The sequence below is a fragment of the Nostoc sp. MG11 genome, assembly GCF_014904695.1.
Lineage (GTDB): Bacteria > Cyanobacteriota > Cyanobacteriia > Cyanobacteriales > Nostocaceae > Komarekiella.
The window spans coordinates 88990-110604 of sequence record NZ_JACXXN010000012.1 but is presented as its reverse complement, the minus strand read 5'-3'; the positions used below and the strand labels follow the sequence as shown (position 1 = coordinate 110604).

General features: G+C 42.1%; 20 protein-coding genes and 1 pseudogene. 10 read left to right on the top strand and 11 right to left on the bottom strand.

Annotated elements, in window-relative coordinates; translation table 11 throughout:
* The first annotated feature begins 15 nt into the window (after positions 1-15).
* The 3 genes from glgX to HCR01_RS18340 all read left to right on the top strand — a co-directional run bounded on the left by glgX (position 16) and on the right by HCR01_RS18340 (position 4341).
* Complete coding sequence (gene glgX, locus HCR01_RS18350) at positions 16-2133, top strand: glycogen debranching protein GlgX (protein ID WP_193197560.1); 2118 nt, start codon at positions 16-18, stop codon at positions 2131-2133.
* A 64-nt stretch (positions 2134-2197) separates the two neighbouring features.
* On the top strand, positions 2198-2959 hold the full coding sequence (locus tag HCR01_RS18345; protein ID WP_193197559.1) for a MinD/ParA family protein: 762 nt from the start codon (positions 2198-2200) through the stop codon (positions 2957-2959).
* Positions 2960-2994: 35 nt separating this feature from the next.
* A complete protein-coding gene (locus HCR01_RS18340; protein ID WP_193197558.1) occupies positions 2995-4341 on the top strand; it encodes a CHAT domain-containing protein in 1347 nt (448 codons plus the stop codon).
* Positions 4342-4767: 426 nt separating this feature from the next.
* On the opposite strand, the gene HCR01_RS18335 is transcribed toward HCR01_RS18340, so the two are convergent.
* The 7 genes from HCR01_RS18335 to HCR01_RS18305 form a co-directional block, all read right to left on the bottom strand.
* Positions 4768-5571: a DUF928 domain-containing protein gene (locus tag HCR01_RS18335; RefSeq protein ID WP_193197557.1), complete on the bottom strand. Its 804-nt coding sequence runs from the start codon at positions 5569-5571 to the stop codon at positions 4768-4770.
* Between the two features lie 82 nt (positions 5572-5653).
* Positions 5654-7258: a CHASE2 domain-containing protein gene (locus HCR01_RS18330; protein ID WP_193197556.1), complete on the bottom strand. Its 1605-nt coding sequence runs from the start codon at positions 7256-7258 to the stop codon at positions 5654-5656.
* 49 nt (positions 7259-7307) lie between these two features.
* Positions 7308-8150, bottom strand: a complete 843-nt coding sequence (locus HCR01_RS18325) for a PP2C family protein-serine/threonine phosphatase (RefSeq protein WP_193197555.1) — start codon at positions 8148-8150, stop codon at positions 7308-7310.
* Positions 8151-8320: 170 nt separating this feature from the next.
* Positions 8321-8752, bottom strand: coding sequence for an ATP-binding protein (locus HCR01_RS18320; protein ID WP_193197554.1), 432 nt, complete (start codon positions 8750-8752; stop codon positions 8321-8323).
* A 38-nt stretch (positions 8753-8790) separates the two neighbouring features.
* Positions 8791-9129 carry an anti-sigma factor antagonist gene (locus tag HCR01_RS18315; RefSeq protein ID WP_193197553.1) on the bottom strand — a complete coding sequence of 113 codons (339 nt, stop codon included), beginning with the start codon at positions 9127-9129 and terminating at the stop codon, positions 8791-8793.
* A 313-nt stretch (positions 9130-9442) separates the two neighbouring features.
* Positions 9443-11020: an AAA-like domain-containing protein gene (locus HCR01_RS18310; RefSeq protein ID WP_193197552.1), complete on the bottom strand. Its 1578-nt coding sequence runs from the start codon at positions 11018-11020 to the stop codon at positions 9443-9445.
* 4 nt (positions 11021-11024) lie between these two features.
* Positions 11025-12518: an AAA-like domain-containing protein gene (locus tag HCR01_RS18305; protein ID WP_193197551.1), complete on the bottom strand. Its 1494-nt coding sequence runs from the start codon at positions 12516-12518 to the stop codon at positions 11025-11027.
* A gap of 415 nt (positions 12519-12933) precedes the next feature.
* Here HCR01_RS18305 and HCR01_RS18300 point away from each other — a divergent pair, with 415 nt between their 5' ends.
* Positions 12934-13113: a hypothetical protein gene (locus tag HCR01_RS18300; RefSeq protein WP_193197550.1), complete on the top strand. Its 180-nt coding sequence runs from the start codon at positions 12934-12936 to the stop codon at positions 13111-13113.
* A 505-nt stretch (positions 13114-13618) separates the two neighbouring features.
* Here the strand turns inward: HCR01_RS18300 and HCR01_RS18295 are convergent.
* Positions 13619-13891: a GlsB/YeaQ/YmgE family stress response membrane protein gene (locus tag HCR01_RS18295; RefSeq protein WP_193197549.1), complete on the bottom strand. Its 273-nt coding sequence runs from the start codon at positions 13889-13891 to the stop codon at positions 13619-13621.
* Between the two features lie 377 nt (positions 13892-14268).
* On the opposite strand from HCR01_RS18295, the gene HCR01_RS18290 reads away from it, so the two are divergent.
* From HCR01_RS18290 to HCR01_RS18265, 6 genes and pseudogenes are all read left to right on the top strand, one after another.
* Positions 14269-14460, top strand: a complete 192-nt coding sequence (locus tag HCR01_RS18290) for a hypothetical protein (protein WP_193197548.1) — start codon at positions 14269-14271, stop codon at positions 14458-14460.
* A 127-nt stretch (positions 14461-14587) separates the two neighbouring features.
* A complete protein-coding gene (locus tag HCR01_RS18285) occupies positions 14588-14824 on the top strand; it encodes a hypothetical protein (RefSeq protein ID WP_193197547.1) in 237 nt (78 codons plus the stop codon).
* A gap of 61 nt (positions 14825-14885) precedes the next feature.
* Positions 14886-15143: a hypothetical protein gene (locus HCR01_RS18280; RefSeq protein ID WP_193197546.1), complete on the top strand. Its 258-nt coding sequence runs from the start codon at positions 14886-14888 to the stop codon at positions 15141-15143.
* A pseudogene (locus tag HCR01_RS18275) lies at positions 15144-15335 on the top strand (photosystem II q(b) protein); the annotation flags it as partial.
* A gap of 806 nt (positions 15336-16141) precedes the next feature.
* A complete protein-coding gene (locus tag HCR01_RS18270; RefSeq protein WP_193197545.1) occupies positions 16142-16678 on the top strand; it encodes a hypothetical protein in 537 nt (178 codons plus the stop codon).
* 353 nt (positions 16679-17031) lie between these two features.
* On the top strand, positions 17032-17868 hold the full coding sequence (locus HCR01_RS18265) for a CheR family methyltransferase (protein WP_193197625.1): 837 nt from the start codon (positions 17032-17034) through the stop codon (positions 17866-17868).
* 181 nt (positions 17869-18049) lie between these two features.
* Here HCR01_RS18265 and HCR01_RS18260 read toward each other — a convergent pair whose 3' ends face one another.
* The 3 genes from HCR01_RS18260 to HCR01_RS18250 form a co-directional block, all read right to left on the bottom strand.
* Positions 18050-18652, bottom strand: a complete 603-nt coding sequence (locus HCR01_RS18260) for a heme-copper oxidase subunit III (RefSeq protein WP_193197544.1) — start codon at positions 18650-18652, stop codon at positions 18050-18052.
* A gap of 150 nt (positions 18653-18802) precedes the next feature.
* Complete coding sequence (ctaD, locus tag HCR01_RS18255; protein WP_193197543.1) at positions 18803-20506, bottom strand: cytochrome c oxidase subunit I; 1704 nt, start codon at positions 20504-20506, stop codon at positions 18803-18805.
* Positions 20507-20637: 131 nt separating this feature from the next.
* Complete coding sequence (locus HCR01_RS18250) at positions 20638-21561, bottom strand: cytochrome c oxidase subunit II (RefSeq protein WP_193197542.1); 924 nt, start codon at positions 21559-21561, stop codon at positions 20638-20640.
* Positions 21562-21615: the final 54 nt, after the last annotated feature.

Below are 21615 nucleotides of genomic sequence, written 5' to 3'. Positions count from 1 at the left end.
AGGAAGAAGCAACAAATGCAAAGAATTGACATTCATCCCACCCATAGTTACGAGAACTTTAAGCTACGTCCTGGTACTGCTATCCCTTTTGGAGCAACCTTAGTACCGGGGGGCGTTAATTTTTCCATATTTTCGCGTCATGCTAAATCCTGTACTTTAGTGCTGTTCAATAAGCACTCTCCAGAACCAATGGCGGAAATTCCATTTCCAGAGGAGTTCCGCATTGGCAATGTCTTTAGTATGGTCGTATTTGAATTGGATTACGAAAACCTCGAATACGGCTACCGGATGGATGGGCCTTTCAAACCCAAAGAAGGTCACTGGTTTGACCCGACGAAAATTCTCTTAGATCCTTACGCCAAAATTATTGGTGGTAGAGATATTTGGGGAGAAAAGCCTGACTGGTACAATATGTATCACCATCGAGCTCGTCTGGCATTCGATGACTTTGATTGGGAAGGTGAGCGTCCCTTACAAATCCCTACTGAAGATTTGATCATTTATGAGATGCACGTCCGTAGCTTTACTCGTCATCTCTCCTCTGGAGTTAAGCATCCAGGAACCTTTGCGGCTATCCGCGATAAAATCCCCTATCTTAAAGAGCTAGGCGTCAACTGTATTGAACTGATGCCCATATATGAGTTTGACGAGTTTGAAAACAGTCGCCCTAATCCTCAAACAGGGGAATTATTGCTCAATTATTGGGGTTACAGCACTGTTGGCTTCTTTGCACCGAAAGCTGGCTACGCAGCTACAGGTAAATATGGGATGCAAGTTGATGAACTAAAAACGCTGATCAAAATCCTGCATCAAAATGATATTGAAGTAATTCTGGATGTTGTCTTCAACCATACAGCAGAAGGTAACGAGTATGGCCTTACCATTTCCTTTCGCGGGATTGACAACAAAACTTACTATATGCTGACGCCGGAGGGCTACTACTTTAACTTTAGTGGTACTGGCAATACGCTCAACTGCAACAATCCCATTGTTCGTAATATGGTGCTTGACTGTCTGCGCTATTGGGCTGCTGAGTACCACATTGATGGTTTCCGCTTTGATTTAGCGGCAATTTTGGGGCGTGACCCTTGGGGTGCTCCACTCTCAAACCCACCACTGTTAGAAAGTCTTGCTTTTGACCCAATTCTCGCTAATTGCAAACTAATTGCCGAAGCTTGGGATGCAGGTGGTCTGTATCAAGTTGGCTCTTTTCCGGCGTTCGGGCGATGGGTAGAGTGGAACGGTAAGTATCGGGATACGATTCGCCAATTCCTCAAAGGGGAGCCGGGAAAGGTTGGGGATATGGCACAGCGTCTACAGGGTTCGCCGGATCTTTATGCTTGGGCGGGTCGGGGGCCGACGGCTTCGATTAACTTTATCACTTGCCATGATGGTTTTACGCTGATGGATCTGGTTTCCTATGATGGGAAGCACAACGAAGCCAACGGCGAAAATAATAACGATGGGACTAACGATAACGAGAGTTGGAATTGTGGCTGGGAAGGCCCGACTGATAACCCAGATATCAACGCTCTACGTCGCCAACAGATCAAAAATGCGATCGCCATGTTAATGGTAAGCCAAGGAGTGCCGATGATCCTCATGGGTGATGAGATGGGACGCACTCAACTGGGTAATAACAATACTTACTGTCACGACAACGAACTTAACTGGCTGGACTGGAAACTATTGGAATCAAATGCAGACTTGTTTAAGTTTTTTAAACACTGTATTGCCTTTCGTAATGCCCACCCCGTACTCAGAAATAAATTCCACTTCCAGAATACAGATTACGCCGCTAGTGGCTATGCCGATATTACTTGGCATGGAACTAGAGCATGGGAAGCTGATTGGTCTGACTCTAGTCGCATTTTGGCTTTTATGCTCTGTGGGAGACACGCCAAACAAGGAACGCTAACAGACAATTACATCTACGTAGCGATGAATATGCATTGGGAAGCTAACTGGTTTGAAATACCAGGACTTCCCCAGGGAATGCAATGGCACGTCTTTGTTAACACTGGTGCTACGCCACCAGAGGAAAGCTGGTATCCTGGGACAGAACCAGTACTGGAAAATCAGTTTGGATTGCTCATCGGAGGTAGGTCAGTGGTCATATTAGTGGGAAAGTAGAAAAAGGCTGAAGGATGAAACTCGGACTTCAGTTCATACTTCATACTTCATACTTCAATTACTCATGTCCAAAATTATCTCTGTCCACTCATTCCGCGGAGGAACCGGGAAATCAAATATAACTGCTAATCTGGCTGCTACCGTTGCTCGTTATGGACATCGGGTTGGTATTGTTGATACTGACATCCAATCACCAGGGATTCATGTCGTTTTCGGTTTCGATGAGGAAACGATGGATCGTTCCCTGAATGATTACTTATGGGGCCGCTGTGATATAGAGGATACTGCATATAATGTCACTTCGGCTTTGAAGGAGACAGCCCAGAAAAATAGCGCTATTTACTTGATTCCTTCCTCTCTAAATCTTGGTGAAATTACCAGAGTTCTACGTGAGGGATATGACGTAGGCTTACTACATGATGGCTTCCAAGAACTGCTTGAAAGACTAAATTTAGAATATTTATTTATTGATACCCACCCTGGTCTGAATGAAGAGACACTACTCTCGATTACCATTTCTGATGCTTTGATCATCATCTTGCGTCCAGATCGTCAAGACTTTCAAGGTACTGCTGTGACTGTGGATGTAGCCCGTCAATTAGAAGTACCTGAGTTACTACTGGTGGTCAATAAGGCGCTGCCAAATATGGATTTCAAAGCTTTACAAGAACGGGTAGAGATAGCCTATAACGCATCAGTAGCGGGCATCTTCCCTCTCGCCGAAGAACTAATGGAGCTAGCTAGTAGTGATATTTTTTGCCTACGCAACCCCTATCATCCCTTTAGCCTGGTAGTAGAAGCGATCGCAAAACAAATTATGGGCTGAAAAATTTACATATATTACCAACCGCGATCGCAATCATGAATAAAATTAATTTTCTCACCTTAACGTTTCTAATTACAGGACTAATTAATCCCACCCCTGTTTCGGCTGAGGCTATTACCTCGCCTCAAGGTATTAGCAATATCAGCTTACAAGCTCCAAATGTCCCAGCACAAAAAGATGTTGTAGCTGAACAAGAAAAGACCTGGAAAAAAGACTATGAAAATTACATAGGCTCAACTTTTTCTAACGAATTAATGACGGCTAAAGCTATTAGCTATACCTTGCGAAGAATTAAAGCACAAACTGGTAAAAATTCTGCTGTTGTCTATTTAATACCAACTGAGAAACAACTAAAAATTCTCTTAGTAACGCCTAAAAGTAATCCGATCATTAAGAGTATACCAGCAGCTAATAGAGAGGCTTTGCTCAAAATAACTAAACAGTTTCAAACTGAGCTTAGTGATCCTAGAGAAGTTAACAATACTAACTATTTGGCTTCTGCAAAGCAGCTTTATCAATGGTTTATTGCTCCTATTGAAAAAGACTTGAAAGCTGAAAATATAGATACTTTAGTTTTTTGTGTAGGTGTTGGCTTGCGCTCCGTACCATTTTCGGCATTGCATGACGGCCAGCAATTTCTTGTGGAGAAATATAGTATCAGTCTGATTCCTGCTTTCAGTCTGACTGACACTCGTTACAGCGATATTCGCAACTTTTCAGTTTTAGCTATGGGAGCTTCCCAGTTCAAAAATCTTGAACCTCTACCTGCTGTACCGATAGAGTTATCTGCAATTGTTCAGAGTAAAGGGGGAAGCCGCTTCCTGAATGATAAATTTACTTTAGATAATTTGCGATCGCAACGCCAACAGAAACTTTACAAAATTATTCATTTAGCAACCCACGGAGTCTTTCAACCAGGGTCAGCCAGTAACTCCTACATTCAATTTTGGAATACCAAAGTGCAATTAAACCAGTTGCGACAGCTGCAATTGAATACTCCTGTTGTAGAGTTATTAGTGCTAAGCGCTTGTAGAACTGCTTTAGGGGATCGGCAAGCAGAGCTAGGCTTTTCTGGGTTGGCGCTGGAAGCAGGAGTCAAGTCTGCAATGGGTAGTCTCTGGTCTGTTAGTGATGCAGGGACTTTAGCCCTGATGACAGAATTTTACCAACACCTGAGAGCATCACCCATTAAAGCAGAAGCTCTGAGGCAGACACAGATAGGAATGCTCAACGAGCAAATTCAAATTAAACAAGGGCAATTGCGTCAAGCAGGGTTGAGAGTAGGAACGCCTTTACCCCCAGAAATAGCAAAACTTGGAGATTTTAATTTATCTCATCCGTACTATTGGGCAGCCTTTACAATGATTGGTAGCCCTTGGTAGATGTGTGCCTATCTAAAATAAGTTTGCTCGTTTGTTTAACATTTCAGCAAGAGTTAGGTTTAAGTGAGTTTCCCCATTAAAGACTGTCCCCAGTTAACCTTGATGGAATTGAACAGAGTCTAGATGATAAACTTCCGTTGATAGAGGGATGTAACCAACCTGACTAACAAATGTTGGAGCGTTTGCCAGGTAAAAGTCCACAAACTTTTTTACTTTGGGTTGGCGTTGTTGCATGAAAAGGGAAAATGGTAAATTTTACCTATCGCCAATGTTCTCTCGCCGCCTAGCCCAACGATGAAGACGAAAGCCCAGTACAAAGTTCAAAACTCGTCAGGACTGGTCAAGTTTGTTACAATCTATGGGCTTGGAACAAGTCGCCTCAGAACCCTTTGTTCAATGCTGTGTTCTTGAGAAGTAAGAATTAAATTACCTATTTGCCTGATCTTTTTTGGAACTTGGAACTAACGGCTCTTGAGCAATATTATTCAGTCCAACTGACTCTAATAGCTCTGTCCATTCAGCTACTAAAGATGAATCTTGAGGATAAGAGTAGCGTAACTCGGCTAATGTCATTAGAGTTTCGTACCAGATGCCGGATTCTGCATATAAAGCTGGGCGATCGCGTGGTTTTGCCTTTTCTATTTGACTAGCAAGAGTTGAGCTTGGTTCGATTCTTTGCACCCAACCTTCTACAAAAAGGTCTTTAGAGCGATCTTCAGAATCGCAAATTATAGAAAACGACCATTTATAACTCTTACCAATTTCTAAAGGTTGCAAGGTTTTGTTAGGAGGCAAGCTAAAGTTAACAACACCAGTAGTTGCCGGAACCATGAATCTCGTTTTGTAAACTACCGTGCTATCGTTTCCTTCACGTAACTCAAACTCTGCTAATTGTGTAGAAATTGGAGGAACGTACACAAAGAAAGTTGGGTATTTTTCTACTGTTAATCCGAGATTACTGGTTGGCAGTAAAGCCTTGAGAGATTTTTGACTTCGGCTACAATTAGTGCCACGTGATGCTCCTCCTTTTCGATTTTCAGGCGCTCCAACTTTAGGAGGCTTGAAATTAACTTTTTCCCCAACTACTTCCCCAGGTTCAATGATTTCTTGATTCAATAAAGCCGATGATGGCTGAGCTGTTAATTTCCCAGCAAAAGCAGTATTTATAGCTATCTCTAGCAACATAGCTAAAGAAAATAGGGCAAATTTTTGAGAAAAATTATTCTTCATCTTCAACCTCGTTTACTGATATTTAAATTACAAATGACAGTCTTTACGAAAAATCTTCCAATTTGAATAGGATTACCAAAGATTAATCCTCAGTTTTCTTTTCTCTATTTTTTAAATTTTTGACTTTATCTTGCATCTGTTGGTAATATTCTATTTCTGAACTCTCAGAAACTTCTTGACGGCTTTTATTAGTATCATTCACCTCGCTAGATGCATTAGAGTTACTCTTTGGAGTAGCTGTAGTTCTTTTAGTCCTAAGCTCCTTCCCCCTTTTCTGCAAGTCTTGAAAGTATTCTGTGCGTGTAATTTCGGCTACTTGACGCTCTTTCTTAGATTGGTCAATTTCAATGTTGACTTTGAGAGGATTTTTGAGGCGAACGTAAATAGCTCTTGTGTATCCTGCCTTATTAAATCGGTCTATTGTCACCACACTCCCAGCAGTTACGATGAATGTGAGTACAGATGGTACTAGTGGTATCCAAGCTCCCTGGCAAAAAAAACCAAAACATAGCGCCAATAAACCCCCTAACGCTACTCCACTGGCTAAGCCAAAGCGTAGAGGGTGGCGAATTTGCCAAGCTAATATTCCTCCTGAGAGTGACCATAGTCCTATCCATAAAGTCTCACCCCAGTTTGACCAATACCAAAATAAGGGACGCTGATCCAAAACAGCACTGAGGATTTGACTTACCGCCTGTGCATGGATCATCACCCCCAGCATTTCTTGGTCTTTTTGCTGTCCAGAACTGTAAGGTGTATAGAAACCGTCTTTGATACTTTCTGCTGTAGTGCCGATAAGGACTACACGGTTTTTAATCAAACTAGGATTCACCTTGCCTGTTAGTACTTCTGTGAGCGTTACTTGTTGGGCAACATTCCAGGGAGAGCGATAGTTAAGTAGGATTTGATACCCTGCTAAATTAACATTTTGGTAGCCACCAGAATTTGCTTTTAATCGTTTAAATACTGTTGAACCTAGCTTTAGCTCATTAGATGAATTTAGCTGTGGTTGAATTTTTTCTACTTTTAGGTAATTTAATGCTAGCCGGAGACTCAAAGAGAAAAGGTCGGCGGCGGAATTTTGGCAAAAATGGGAATTTTCACCAATTGGTTTGTTTACAGGAGGAGGATTCATAAACAGTAGACTGCGGCGTAGGATACCACCAGAATCTACTAACAAGTCAGCAAATCCAATGCGATTTTCTGGAACACTAGGAGGAGGTGCAATTCCGGGATTGGTGGCAGAATCATTGACTTTGCATACAGTAATGATGCGATCGCTCTGCTGCAAAAGTTTAGCTAACTCTTGATTACCAGGTTCTACGGGCAAATCTCGATAAATATCTAACCCGATCGCTCGCGGTTGTTGCTGCTCTAGTTTGCTTAAGAGCTGTGCTAATGTGCGATCGGGCAATGGCCATCGCTTTTGCAGTTGCAGATCTTCCTCTGTAATCGCAACAATCAGCAACCGCGGATCAGGGCCTTCATCACCACGCAATTGGATGAACTGGTCGAAAGCCCAGAGTTCTTGTGTTTGCAACAAACCAGCTTGCCGTGCTCCAATGACCATAGTTGTGGCGATCGCACTGGTGACAATCACGCTTGTACCTGAGACTAATAATGCTGCGTAAAGTCTCTGCAAACGTGGCAATACAGAATTAATTTTCTCAGATAACTTAGAAATCACGCAGCTTTCGTCCTTGCAATCCTAGTAAGGTGATAGTCTGCACCTTAAATCAGGCACGATGCACAGCTAGCATAGTAATGTCATCAAATTGATCAGCATCAGCAATATAAGCATACACACTTGCTTCGATCCGGTCTAGCACCGCAGTAGCAGAGGGCGCAGGCTGCTGTAATAAAGATAAGAATTTTTCTTCACCGAAAAACTGACCTTTGGGGTCACGAGCATCAGTCACACCATCAGAGTAAGCTACTAAAATGTCTCCTGGTTCCAACTGGACTTGCTGAATTCCAAATTCTCTATTAGGCATTATGCCAACAGCTGGGCCAGTGGGTTTAAGCCTAGCCTTAACACCATCAGCACCAAAAATAGCTGGAGGCTCATGTCCAGCATTAACGTAGTGCAGCAGACCTGTGCTTGGGTTCAACACACCAAAGAAAAGCGTGGCAAACATATTTATCCGACTGTGATTATTGGCGATGTAATTATTTGTCAGGCTGACAGCATTTTTGAGGGCAGTAGTACCGATTCTTGGAGCCTGTGCTCGTTGTCCACCTTTGGCTAACTTGCTGCCCTCATCAGTAAGAGCGCCTAACCAGCTCAAATTATAATGCTGTTGGGCAAAAGCCCGAATCAAGCTTCGGAAAAGGGACATAAATAACGCAGCACCCACCCCTTTATCGCAAACATCCGCAATTACAATGCCAATTCGGTGATTTGCAAGAGGAAAAGCATCGTAGAAGTCTCCACCTACTACACGCGCTGGATGAAAACGGGCTGCTATTTCCCACCCAGGCATCTGTGGTAAAGTTTCTGGCAAGAAGTCGGCTTGAATCATGTGAGCGATTTGTAAGTCTCGCTCATAGATAAGTAGAAGCTCGTGCTCAGTTTTCATTATGGAGGAGCCTCCTTGGTGATCAGTATATAGAGCAACAGGTAGTTACTGAGCAATTCTACTAGTACTCTTTCACAGCAACTTTGCTAGGTTCGTAGTGAGCGCTTCAGCGCTCAAGCCAAGGACTAAAGTCCTGACTACGAACTTATTTACGTTGGTGTGGTGGAATACTAAGTTGGTTTTGAGCGATACATAATGAAGATATTGCGATTTTTGTCACCAACGCGCTCATAGAAAAACTTATCGACCTCATGAAGCGCAAGATATATGCCTAGACCACCAATTGACCGCTCTTGTAGGGGCAGCTTTAACTGATCTTCGTCTGGAAGCTGGGCTTGGGAAGGGTTGTAGGCTACACCTGTATCCTCAATAGAAATGGTTAGAGCTTGCTCGTCAATCTCTGCTTGCAAGTCCAACACCCCTTCGTAACCTGCTTGACCATAGCCATAAGTAATGATGTTGGTAGCTATTTCGTCTATTGCTAAGCGGCATCGATAGGCAGCTTTTTTATCTAAATCGGCTGCTGCGGTAGCTGCGAGTACATATTTAGCGATTGTTGAAAGTGAATCTAAGGTTGCCGGCACTGTTAAAGAAGGTTGCATACCAATTGCCTTGTAGAAACTAATTAATATGCTTTCTTCTAAACGTTTTCGAGTTCAGAGATATTATCATCATCTAGCAAAATCACACTTTGATCGAATCCAGTCTTTTGCAATGTACTGATCACCGTCTCCTGAGCGCCAACGACGTAAATATCAACGTTTGCACCCATCTTTTGCTTAGCAAAAATCAGCACCCGTAGACCAGCGCTAGACATATATTCTAGATCCTGCATTAGTAAAACAAGACATTTCACTTTCTGAGATGCTGCTTTATCTACTTCTATTTTGAAAACCGATGCCGTCAACCCATCTAATTCGCCAGACAACTTGATGGTGGCAATATTATTATTTGTTTCTAGAGTTGCATTAAAAGCCATAATCTTTATTTCCTAAACTACATTATTTTGATAATTTACCAACAATTTTTTACTCGACACCTGTAAATTTATTTAATTTGTATAGTTGGGATGGTTTTTGTTTAATCCTGAATCTAAATTAAGCTTTTGGTTAGGTAAACACAGCCTGAAAAAGTCCGAAATAGTTAGGAATATAGAAATAGGTTTGAAATCTTTTTGTATTATTTAGTCAGAAAAAGTCATATAGCTTGATTTTTCTCAAGTTTAGTTGGAAAGAAACTTTGAGTAAAACATCACCATTGAAAATATCTTCTGAGACAGCATTTCTTGCTGCTTACCGATAATGAAGCAATTGCTTAAATCTGACTGAACAGTTCTTTCCATACTCGAATAAAGTTCCCATTCCTAATCCTAAAGTAATCAATAATACCCAACTGAATGCACCCAGAAAAAACAATCTTTGAAATCTAGCAGCTTTTTGTTCTTGAACTAATCTGGCTTTAACTTCTTTAGCACGTTCTGCCTCTAACCATGTCTCAACTTCTCGCCGATCAAATTCTTGGCTAGCTGCTAAAAACCGATAATCTAAATCGCTTAAGCTTTTGCCCTGTGACCAAGCTAGAGCCTCAAGCAAGGCTTGTCCGCGTAATAGCCGCGAATAGTCACGGTAATCTGAAGCTACCCAAGCATTTAATGTTTGGGAATAGGGTCGCAGTTTTGCTAGTTGTTTCTCTACCCAAGCTTGACTGAAAACCTCATGATAAATGCGGTTTTTCACTATCAATTGTCCTTGCTCTTTAGTCACCAACCCCGATAACAGCAGATCGATTTGTTCTTCTCCGTCATCAGAAGATACTTGAATCCCTTGTAAAATTTGCTGGTACAGTCCCAGTAAACCTCCTGCACGTTGCTCATCTGTGAGGAGGCGATCGCGGATAGTTTTCAAATGCTCTGGCTCGTCATTGGCTTCCCAATTCTCAAGGATGTGGGTTTGCACGAGCTTTTCTAAAATTAACGATGGAAATTGGTAATAAAAACTGATGAGATGATAATTAATGATGGGCAAATGGTCATCTAACTTGTAACGGTCATCGGCTTCTAGGCTTCTATGCTCTTGAACATCCTTGCTCCCGCTATTTCTTTCTTGCACCACAATCTCACATAGCTTTTGGGTGAGAAAGGGTTGACCATCTGTCCAAGCCAAAATCTCTTTGAGAACCGCCATAGGATTAGCTACCTTACCCTCTAAACCTGCTGCTAATGGCTGAACTTCCGACAACGCAAAGCCGTGCAGGTCAATAGATTTGCCTATATTAAATGGGGTAGAGTTGCGATCGGCAATCAAATCTGAGGGCGTTGCTACTCCGAACAGCGCCCAAGTTAGGCGGTTATATTCTGGATTTTCGGCTCGCTGATTGTAGCAAGACCGAATCAGCGCAAAAAAATCAACAACTGGAAAATTCAGACCTAAAACACTATCAATCTCATCAATAAAAATAAATATTTTTTCGCTTTTGATCTGAACTAACAAAATATCTTCAACAAACTGGCTCAATCGCTGTAGTGCAGGTAAATCTTCTCGCTCCGCCCACCAAACTTTTAAATTTACTTTTTCAAAGAGATTAAAACCTCTCAATAAGTCAACTACTATGCCCTTATACCACTGAGCAGGGGTAATATTTGCGCTACCGATCCGGGTCATGTCGATAGAGGCACAACTAAAACCTGCTTGTTCTAATCGATGCCTTGTTCGTAAGCGCAAGCTAGATTTGCCCATCTGTCGGGAGCTGAATACATAACAAAACTCTCCCTGTAGCAAAGAATTATAGAGTTCAAAATCAGCTTGTCGTTCTACATAGCTAGGAGCCTCTACTTTCAGACTACCGCCGATTTGATATTCGTACTTATTCATGCTTTTAGCCCAATTGCTCGCGGAAATACAGTCGATACAGCTCACAGCTGGGCATTGCCTGGTTTCCCTCAAGTTTTACCAGACCCATACTTTCTAATTTATAGGCAGCGATCGCTTCTAATTGTACGCTTGTTGGCGAAGTAACTACAGATTTGAGTGCTGCTATCAGGTCGGGATGCCCTTGGATATTCGCAAGGTGATGCCGTAAATAGTTGCTATAAATTCCAGCAATTGTGGGAGCATCTTGTAATAACTGCTCTAGAGTTACCTCGTGACGTCCCAACTGATAAAGAGCCAGACGTACTAGATGGGGATGACCGCCAATCATCGCTCTTAGCAGAGTAAGTTTATGCACTCCCGCCTCACATTTAACCCAATCCAACCCATGACGTATGGCTAATTCCTGCACTTGCTCTAAATTAAATTCTGGTAACTTAATCGGTAGCCCAACATTGAAAGGCGATTGATTGATATCTAACGGGATATAAGCCTCAGTGGCATGAACTACCACTAATCGGAGTTTCTGCCAAATTTCTAGTTCGGAAGCGTCCTCATACCAGGAGCGTAGTAAGGGTAGAAAGTCCCGACAGATTTCTGGATACTCGAAAATCCGATTCACTTCATCCAAAGCTAAAACTACTGGAAAGTCGATTTTTTGCAGCAAATACCCTTGTAAATACAATGTACAGCTAACTTTGCTACCAATATCTTCATCCCAATAATCATCTAGCTTTGGTTCTATGTTCAACTGCCGACTGATGTTGGCACAAAACCACCGTAAGAATTTTTCCAAGCTAGTGAAAACTTGACTATCTGCCCGCTGCAAACTGATTTGTACTGTGTGTAGCCCAGTCTGTCTAGCATGAGCAAGAATTCTTTGCAGCAGGGAGGTTTTCCCCATTTGGCTGGGGGCTTTAATTCGGATCAGGCTTCCAGGTTTATTGATTTCGGTATATGTGCGTTCTTCAATTGGCGGACGCTCGATATAAAAAAAGGAATTGAGCGGTACTGAACCACTAGGAATTTCTAAGAACTCAGAATTGGAACTGAGGGATTTTCTCCTCTCTTGTGCCTCTATTCCCACAAGTAACTCTGAGATTTCATCATCCTTAGAGATAATCTCAAGTTCTTCTCTGTGTTTTAAGGCTGCTTGTACATTCTGCGATCTGTTTTGAATAATGTTTTCTTCTCTAATGCTGCGTGTAGCTTGCGTTTCTACAGGGGTACGGGATGCTTCACGAAAGTCAATGCTACGCGATCGCCGTCTTAAAACTGACCGAAAATTACTTTTCGTAACCTCCTCATCCAAAGCCTGTGACAGTAACTTCCATAACTTAGAACCAACATCTTTTATGTAATTGGCATCGTAACCAGAACTTTCTGCTATTTCTGGATAAGTTTGTCCTTCCCAAGCTTGGCGAAACACTAGCTCCTGAACGTCATTTAAGCTTTGTTCAAGAAATGTGTCTAAAATTACTAATGCTTCTTCGATATTCATTTGTAAAAAAAGTAATAAAGTTTATTTTAGATATGACTTTAACGGACTTTTTCATACTTTTTTTACTTATTTACTTAAATTTAATAGTGTAAGTTTGTAACCTTTTAAGTCAAAACAAAGCTAAACTTGGCTGTGGCAGGGACAAATACATTTTGGTAGTGGCTTGGGACATGTGAGTAAGCTTAGATAAATTGTTCGCCTAAATAATCAAGTAGTAAGTGTCAAAAAATCTTTCTAAAATTACTTTTTGGGAACTTTTTATGCAATGACACATAGCAGGTCTTATTTTGCGATCAAGTTAACTCGGACATGACTGAAACTTGTCGCCATCAGAGAGTTAGCTAACAGGTTATTTAGCTGTTTTTTGAATGCAATTAGCATAATAGTTTTTAATAAAGGGATGAAGCTGTGTTAGATGCGAACTCACACAGCAATATCAACCTGTGCTAAGTCAGTTTTGAAAGCTGTTTCATATTTGAATTGGAATGAAATGGTAGTGTATCTCTGCGTTTCCATTGTTTTAGTACAGCGTGCTGCCTTATACCTTGCTGCACTAGTATCCCACAAATCTGGCGCTCAACATCAGCAACATTAAACCTCTTGCATAAATGCTTAAATTGCTATGTTGAGCGGAGCGAAACATAGGAGTGAGATTCTTTCCTGCGGAATGCTACGCGAACCCTCCACTACGTTCTGGTCAGAATGACACTAATAGTTTTCTGACTTTTGCAAGAGGTCTATTTAAGAGGATGTTTTAAAAGTGGTGGCTGATGTATCAAAAACTTTAGATCCTCCTAAATCTCTTTAAAAAGGAGGACTTTGAGAAGGTTATTCCCCCTTAAAAAGGGGAGCAAGGGGGGATCTCTATACAACCGTGAACTTTTCTAACATCTTCTAACAGACGGCGATGTCTGACTACAAACATCTTTACGTTCACGCACTACATTCAAGTTTTTGCTAATCTTTATTTTGTATTTATTAAAAAAAGAATAGCGCCCCCTAGGTATAGGTAGGCGCTATTCTTTCGATTTAATTCAGGGATATAAACAGTTAAAATTAATTCCCTGATATTAATTATGAGTTGAGACTGATTTAATCTTTTATGCAGCACTTCTGCGGGTTAGTAAATTCCAGAGGAAAACGGCTACAATTGCACCCAAAACCGCAACTGCGATACCGGGAATGCTAAGACTTGGTGCGGCTAGGGATAAAGTTCCCGTACTAAAGAATACACCTAAACTACCACCAACAAAAGCACCAATAATTCCTAACAAGATTGTTCCGAGAATTCCGCCGCCTTGATGACCAGGATAGATAGCTTTAGCGATGGCACCAGCAATTAGACCTAAAACAATCCAAGCGAGAATGTTCATTGTTGTTAATTTAGAAAGTATTTTTTACTCACAGCTATACAATAGCAATTTAAATTTAGGTATTGCATCTATCATCAGAACTAATGACTATAACCTTAAGGAATACTTTGGTAGCTCAAAATGCCATATATGGTTTTTTAGTTATCTTTCCCAAGACTTTATACATTTTCGCATTCCGCGATCGCGCATACGTCAAAACCTGAATTTAATTGACTGGAGTTGAGCATCTTCGTTAGTTAACCTAACTAAATCTTCTCAGTCAATTTCGTTTCAAAAAACTACCAAAGAAATATGACTGATTCCGTCTATTGGATGTAGACGAGTTCCTGACTTAGTTAGTAAGTTGGATATTAGTAATTATTTCAGGTAAAAAGATAATGAATAAAACACTAATAACGATTTTGGTGTTTGCTTTGTTAGTCTCGCTGATCATCTCTCCCTTTGCTGCTCTTGCTAGTTTAATGCTCATATTGTTGATCGCGGCTTTTTTCCTCTTCCTAGGAAACTTATTCCAAACAATCACTGGTGGCGACTCTGACCTCAAAATCAATGAAAATAAGATGAAATAAGGATTTGTGTAAATCTTGCTATTTCACGCCTGTCTAATTGTGTTGATTGATTAAACCTGAGACAAAAACTTACCGTGGATTGCAAAAGTGTGTAAATATAAAGAAAAGCTTAAGAGGTTTGAGACTCATGATCACTGCCAAAATGATGCAACAACTGTGGGCTGTAATCGAGTCTACTCAGGTCAGTATCCTGCTCCACTTTGACGATGCTGCTCTAGTGCAATTACTCCTCCAGCAGTTGAAAGCCAAGCAAGGGCTTGACGCTCAGGCAGATGGTAGCCTCAATACTTACATCAAATCTAAACTGCCCCTCATTCGCGACACCGCTGAAGGCAGACTATCTGTTGGGCAAAGCAATCATTAGCACGAGAAACCAAATAATTGCTTATTGTCGAGCATCCTCATCAGAATTCCAATAGTACAACATGATAAATCACTGGCTAGGAATTGCCCTGGTAGCTTATCTAATTGGAGCGGCGATTGAAGGGGTGAGTACAGCCAGTCAGCTATGTAATTCCGCTCCAGAACTAGCTAAAGGCGCACAAAACCAACCCTCAGATGCCACTCCACCTAGTTTGACTTGGCGAGTTGCCGCTGCTATTGCCTCGGTAAGTATTTGTGGAGCTTTCTGCTGGCCTTGCCGCCTGCTCCACCGTTCGATTAAAGAGAATGTTGATTCGTGAGAAGAAACCTACAACATCGTTGCGGGTCACGACTACTTCGGTCAGTTAATTTTTCAATACGCTTCTTTCAAAAACAGCCGCAGCTTGCACTTCTTCTTAGCTGCATTGCCTGTAATCAGCATCTGGTTCACCGACTTAGGTATAAGCACAATTGCGAAAGTCTCAGTCTTTAACCCGCGCAGGCGGGTTTTGTTTGTATAGCCGCGACTTCTAGTCGCCAGGGCAGAGCAGAAGGTATCAGAATTCTAAAGACGGAGGGTTCAGCCTTCTCTGCTGTAGGAGGCTATGGTGTACATACAAATCCTGGCACAGTGTATCTGTTCAGCCTCGGAATAATACAGGACTTACGCACTCAGATCCCCCAACCCCCTTAAAAAGGGGGCTTTAGAAGTTCCCCCCTTAAAAAGCTACGGTGTACACACATCTCTGTACAAAACCAAAATCGTTGTAGATCCTCCTAAATCCCCCTTAAAAAGGGGGACTTTGAGAGGTTTTTGCCCCCCTTTTGAAGGGGGGTTGGGGGGATCAAAAGCCTGTGGGGCAACTCTAAAAGACTTGTGTGTACACCGTAGCCTTCTTAAGGGGAGCCAGCGCGGTCTTCTCCCAAGGGGAGACGCAATCATGCGATGGGGTCTCCCCAAGTGGAGCGACTGGCGTGAGCTAGGGGGGATCTAGGTTTCAGGCTTCAGTGCGTAAGTCCTGTAATAGACCTCTTGCAAAAGTCCGAAAATTATAAGTGTCATTCTGACCAGAACGTAGTAGACTGTACCCCTACCGGGAAGCAAGTTAGCCTTGGTTCCGCAGGAAAGAATCTTACTCCTATGTTTCGCTTCTCTGCGAGACCAGGGCGAACGCTCAACATGACAATTTAAGCATTTATGCAAGAGGTCTAATAAAGATCAAAGAAATATTCACTTTTTATGTTCTCCCTCTAGATAAAATATATTTCTTTCAATAGATAGGTGTACTTAAAATAATGTGGCTGTTATTTTACCAGTATGACAATAGTTAGACAAAAACCCCTAAAGACCTTAGTACAGCCTTCAGAAACGTTGCCAGAAACACAGAATGAAGCAGAGCGTATGCGTGATGTTCTGCTTTTAATACAAAATTTAATTAACAGTGAAGAAGCCACTGTCAAACTAATTCTGGATTGTCTCTATGATGTTGGCTCAGTCAACCTGATTAACCAAAAGATTCGCTTGCGACCTTTAAACAGGGTGATGAAATTAATTGCCCGAATGTCTAAACCAGTTTTTAGAGTCTTAGCCTTTGATTGGTTTAAGAAGAACTGTCCCAAACTAATTACTGATTGGCTACACTTACAGATAACTTTTAAAGGATTACAAAATATACCTCAAGAAATAGCTCAAGAGATAGCTATTGAAGCTGAACAACTTCAGCCATATTCTTTATCACAAACGGAAAGTCTTAGCCTAGAGATTAAACATCTGCGCTACCAGGTTAGATGGCTAACTGGGATTTCAATAGTAGCGATCGCCTGTTTGGGCATAACATTGACTTATTTAAACTGAAGCTCAGAGGTAGCAGTATTACAGTTTAAATGGCAAATTCAATCGGCAAACTGGATAATCTCAGGCGAAACTCTATGATTATTGTCTGGAATTATTAAAATACTATCAGCATATTGTGTTAAAAGTTGGTGATAAATAAGGTATTTTAAGAAAAATAGTCGTTTTCAATTGAGAAAAGTAAATCTAATTTAGGGAAGAGGAGCAAAGATTTCCCTTTCTGGTAGGAGAGGTGAGTTTATTGCATTCAAGTGCAAACCACTATAGTTGCTTTGCTAGCTGCAAGCAGTTGAATTTGTTGAATAGCTAGCGTATTTCAGTAATTGGCTCAGCAGATAGATATGCTAATTCCTACTATGACTTTGCCCAAACCTACTTTGGAGGATATTGAAATCCAGTTGCTATTAGAGGGAGTGTACCAATATTACGGTTATGACTTCCGTAATTATGCTCTCTCCTCACTCAAGCGCCGCATTCTGAGCTTTATACAGCTAGAAGGGTTAGCCAATATTTCTGCATTGCAAGAGCAGTTACTCCACAATCGCTCCTATCTCGAACGGTTTTTGCTGGGTTTAACGGTGAATGTAACATCAATGTTTCGTGACCCCAGTTTTTATAAAGCCTTGAGAAATCAAGTTATTCCGTTCTTGCAAACGTATCCTTTTATTCGGATTTGGCACGCTGGCTGCTCCACTGGGGAGGAAGTATACTCAATGGCAATTTTGCTGCAAGAAGAAGGGCTTTACCATCGTTGTCGGATATATGCTACTGATACTAACGAGAAGGTACTACAAACTGCCAGGAGCGGTATTTTCTCCCTGAAACTGATGCAGGAATATACTCAGCTTTACCTGAAAGCAGGTGGTAAACGGTCTTTTTCAGAATATTATACAGCGGCTTATGACAATGCCATTTTTCGGACATCTTTAAGAGAAAACGTAGTATTCGCTCAGCATAATTTGGCAACCGATGGTTCTTTTAATGAATTTAATATTATTATTTGTCGTAACGTTTTAATATATTTCAATCAAGTCCTTCAAAAGCGGGTACATGAACTTTTTTATAATAGTCTTTGCAACTTTGGTCTTTTGGGTTTAGGACGACAAGAATCGATCAGATTCACTCCTTATGAACAGTACTATGAAGAAATAGCCAAGGGCGAGAAGCTCTATAAGAAAATTGCGGGGGCGTAAAAGCTACTAGATTTAGACTTTATAATAAAACCTATTACTTACGAGCGGATTGATTCAGTGAAGCAGTACTGAGCAATGAATGCTGAGTTTAGAAGTGAAAACGAGCAGCATTATTTTGATTCATTGCTCAGTAATAGACTTTAACTGTGATCGCAACACAGAATGAAAGCAGATTTAATGTTTACTGCCAGATGTAGATGAGGATAAACAAAATAATCCAAATAATATCAACAAAGTGCCAGAACAACGAGGTCGCATTGACGCCGAAGTGACTTGAGTCGTAGTTTCCGGGAATGAAGGAGCGTACAAAAATAATTAACTGCAACAAAATGCCGGTCAAAACGTGTAAACCGTGGAAGCCAGTTAGCAGGTAGAAAGTCCCACCAAATACCCCGGAAGTGAAGCCAAAAGCGAGGCTGTTCCATTCAATCGCCTGTCCTAATAGAAAGTAAGTTCCCATCGCCATTGTTGTTAAGAGAAACAGGCGAAATTTTACTAAGTCATGGCGTTGAAGAGCACGTTCTGCTAAATAAATAACAAAGCTACTGGCTACAAGAATTACTGTGTTGATGGTTGGTTCTTTAATTTCTAGTCCAGAAACACCAGATGGTAGCCAGTTAGGGGTCGTTGTTTTGTAGACAATATATCCTGCGAAAAAACTTAAAAAAATAACGCTTTCAGACAGGAGAAACACAATGAAGCCAAACATTTTGTTGCCTTCTTCGTCGTGGCTGTGTTCTGCCGCTGTCTGGTGCAATTCGTCGGAAATGATATAACTGTCCATTGGGGGAATTCTCTTTTAACTTGAGGTTGAATTTGAAACGCATAGGCGCTTCTCTACGAGACGCTACGCGAACGTCTTCCCGCAGGGTAGGAACGCTGAGGGAAGCGCAGAGGTACGCAGAGGGTTTGTGCGTACCTCTAATTCTCTGCGTTACTCTAGGTCTGTTAATGTTGCGTTGGTAGACAAAGAGTTATGGCTTTGTAAGTTAGCTGTCAATGGTTCTGACTTGCCGTAGCCATAAGGTTCAGAAATAACGATGGGAATTTCTTCAAAGTTCTCGACTGGGGGTGGTGAAGAAACCATCCACTCTAGTCCAATTGCTCGCCAAGGGTTATCAGGTGCTTTCTCACCTTGCATCCAAGAAATCACCATGTTGAAAATGAATGGTAAGGTGGACATTCCCAATAGAAATCCGCCGAGACTAGCGATGATATTCCAGAATGCATACTCTGGGGCGTAGGAAGAGACTCGACGTAACATCCCTTGTAGTCCTAAAGGGTGCATGGGTAAAAAGTTGAGGTTAGTGCCAATGAATGCTAACCAAAAATGCAATTTACCCCAGCCTTCGGAGTACATCCGCCCGGTCATTTTGGGGAACCAGTGGTAGATGGCGGCATATAAGCCCATCGTCACCGTGCCGTAAAGGACGTAGTGGAAGTGACCTACTACAAAATAGGTGTTGTTAACGTGTACATCAACAGGCACAGAGGAAAGCATGATGCCTGTAATACCGGCGAAGACAAACATGACCAATGCACCTAGAGCAAATAGCATTGCTGTATTCAACCGCAGCTTACCGCCCCAGATGGTCGCCACCCAAGCAAAGACTTTAATGCCAGTGGGTACAGATACACACATTGTTGTCAGCATGAAAATTAACCGCATCCAACCAGGTGTACCGCTAACGTACATGTGATGTACCCAAACAATACCGCTGACTACGGCAATCAAGATGGATGAAACGGCGACTACCTTATAGCCAAACAGGGGTTTACGTGAATAAACTGGGAAGATTTCTGAGAAAATCCCAAATACAGGCAGAATAATCACATAAACGGCAGGGTGGGAGTAGAACCAGAAGTAATGCTGAAACATAACTGGATTCCCGCCCTTAGCTGGGTCAAAAAAGGCGGTACCAACTGTGAGGTCAAGTAGCAGCATCACCGCACCTGCTGTTAGTGCAGGTAGTCCAAATAGTTGGATAATCTGGGCGCTAAATACTGCCCAAACAAATAGGGGCATTCGGAAGAAGCCCATGCCTGGTGCTCGCATTTTGACGATTGTGGTAACAAAGTTGACTGCCCCCATAATTGAGGACACGCCTGATATTGCCACTGCTAGCAACCAGAGAACTTGACCATTAATCAAGTTACCTGTGGGGTTTTGTAGACTAACTGGCGGGTAAGACCACCAGCCGGCTTGGGCTGGGCCACCAGGGATGAAAAAACTGCCCATCATTAGAATCCCGACTACTGGAACCATCCAAAAGGCAACGGCGTTGAGGCGGGGAAATGCCATGTCTCGCGCCCCAATCATCAGGGGCACTAAATAGTTGGCAAAACCAACTAGCGACGGAAATGTCCACAAAAACAGCATTACAGTGCCGTGCATGGTGAACATACCGTTGTAGACGGTGCGGTCAACTAAATCTGATTCGGGTGTAATTAGTTCTCCCCGAATCACCATCGCAAAGATACCGCCAACAAGAAAGAAGAAGAAAGAAGTAACGAGGTACTGGATACCAATTACTTTATGATCTGTACTAAAGCTAAAGTATTCTTTCCAATTACCCGGAGATTCGTGGTTGGGCTGCTGGCTGGCGATACTGATACTGTCAATAGGAATATTAGTCATTGGTTATTTTCCTTTTAACCGGGTGCTACTCAAAGAGTCCAGGGTCAACAGTCAAGGGTCAAAATTTGGACTGGAGGACTCTTAACTTTTTAAAGGAGCGACAAATGATTTACTTTGAACTGTTGACTCCCCTAATGGGCATTGACTAGAGGAGCTACCGCAGGTGCAACAGTAGTCCAACCAGTTTTGACTGACTGATTGGATGCTTGAGCATATTCGGAAGCTGCTTGATTATTTGCCACAGATGGTTTTTGGGTTGCAGCTTGGGCTAGCCATTGGTGATAATCTTCAGGAGATTCGACGACTACATTGGCTTGCATGGTCGCAAAGTATGTGCCGCTGTATTGGGAATCGGTCAATCGATATTCGCCTGTGCGGGTGGGAGTAAATTCAAAGTCGATAGTGTGGTTAGGAATTACGTCCTGTTTGAGGCGAAATGCTGGAATGTAGAAGCCGTGCAGAACGTCTGCTGATTGCAGCGCTAAACGCACCCGGCGATCGCTAGGTAAATGCAATTCGGTACTGGTAATATCTTTTTGGGGATAGTGAAAAACCCAAGCCCACTGTTTAGCTAGTACATCAATTTTTTCTACTGGTTCAGTTAAGGCGTCGCTTGCTGGGTCTTTTGGCGCTGCGGATGCAGATTGCATAGCCATCGGCAGATGGAAATGTACATGCTCCATCGGGCCTTGAATTCCCATTTGCTCATATACTTGGTAGCTGTAACCCGCAATCCAAAACACTAGCAGAATTGGGATGGCTGTCCAGACAACTTCCAGTGTGATATTGCCTTCAATTGGGGGGCCATCGCTGTAGTCATCTTTTTTGGCGCGATGGAAAATCACCGAATACATGAGAGTGCTAGTCACTCCCAGGAAGATGAATGCACCCAGCGTTACCAAAAAACTAATCAAATCATCAATTAGTCGAGATTCGGCTGCTGCTTGTGGTGGAAGCCAGGAATAAGCCTGTTTTCCAATCCAGAGACTAGTAGTAGTCACTGCGATCGCACCCGTAATCAATGTCAAAATGTTTAAAATCTTCTGGATTTTCATGGTTAAGGGTTATTGGGCGTTGGGCATTGAACAAATGACAAATGACAAATGACA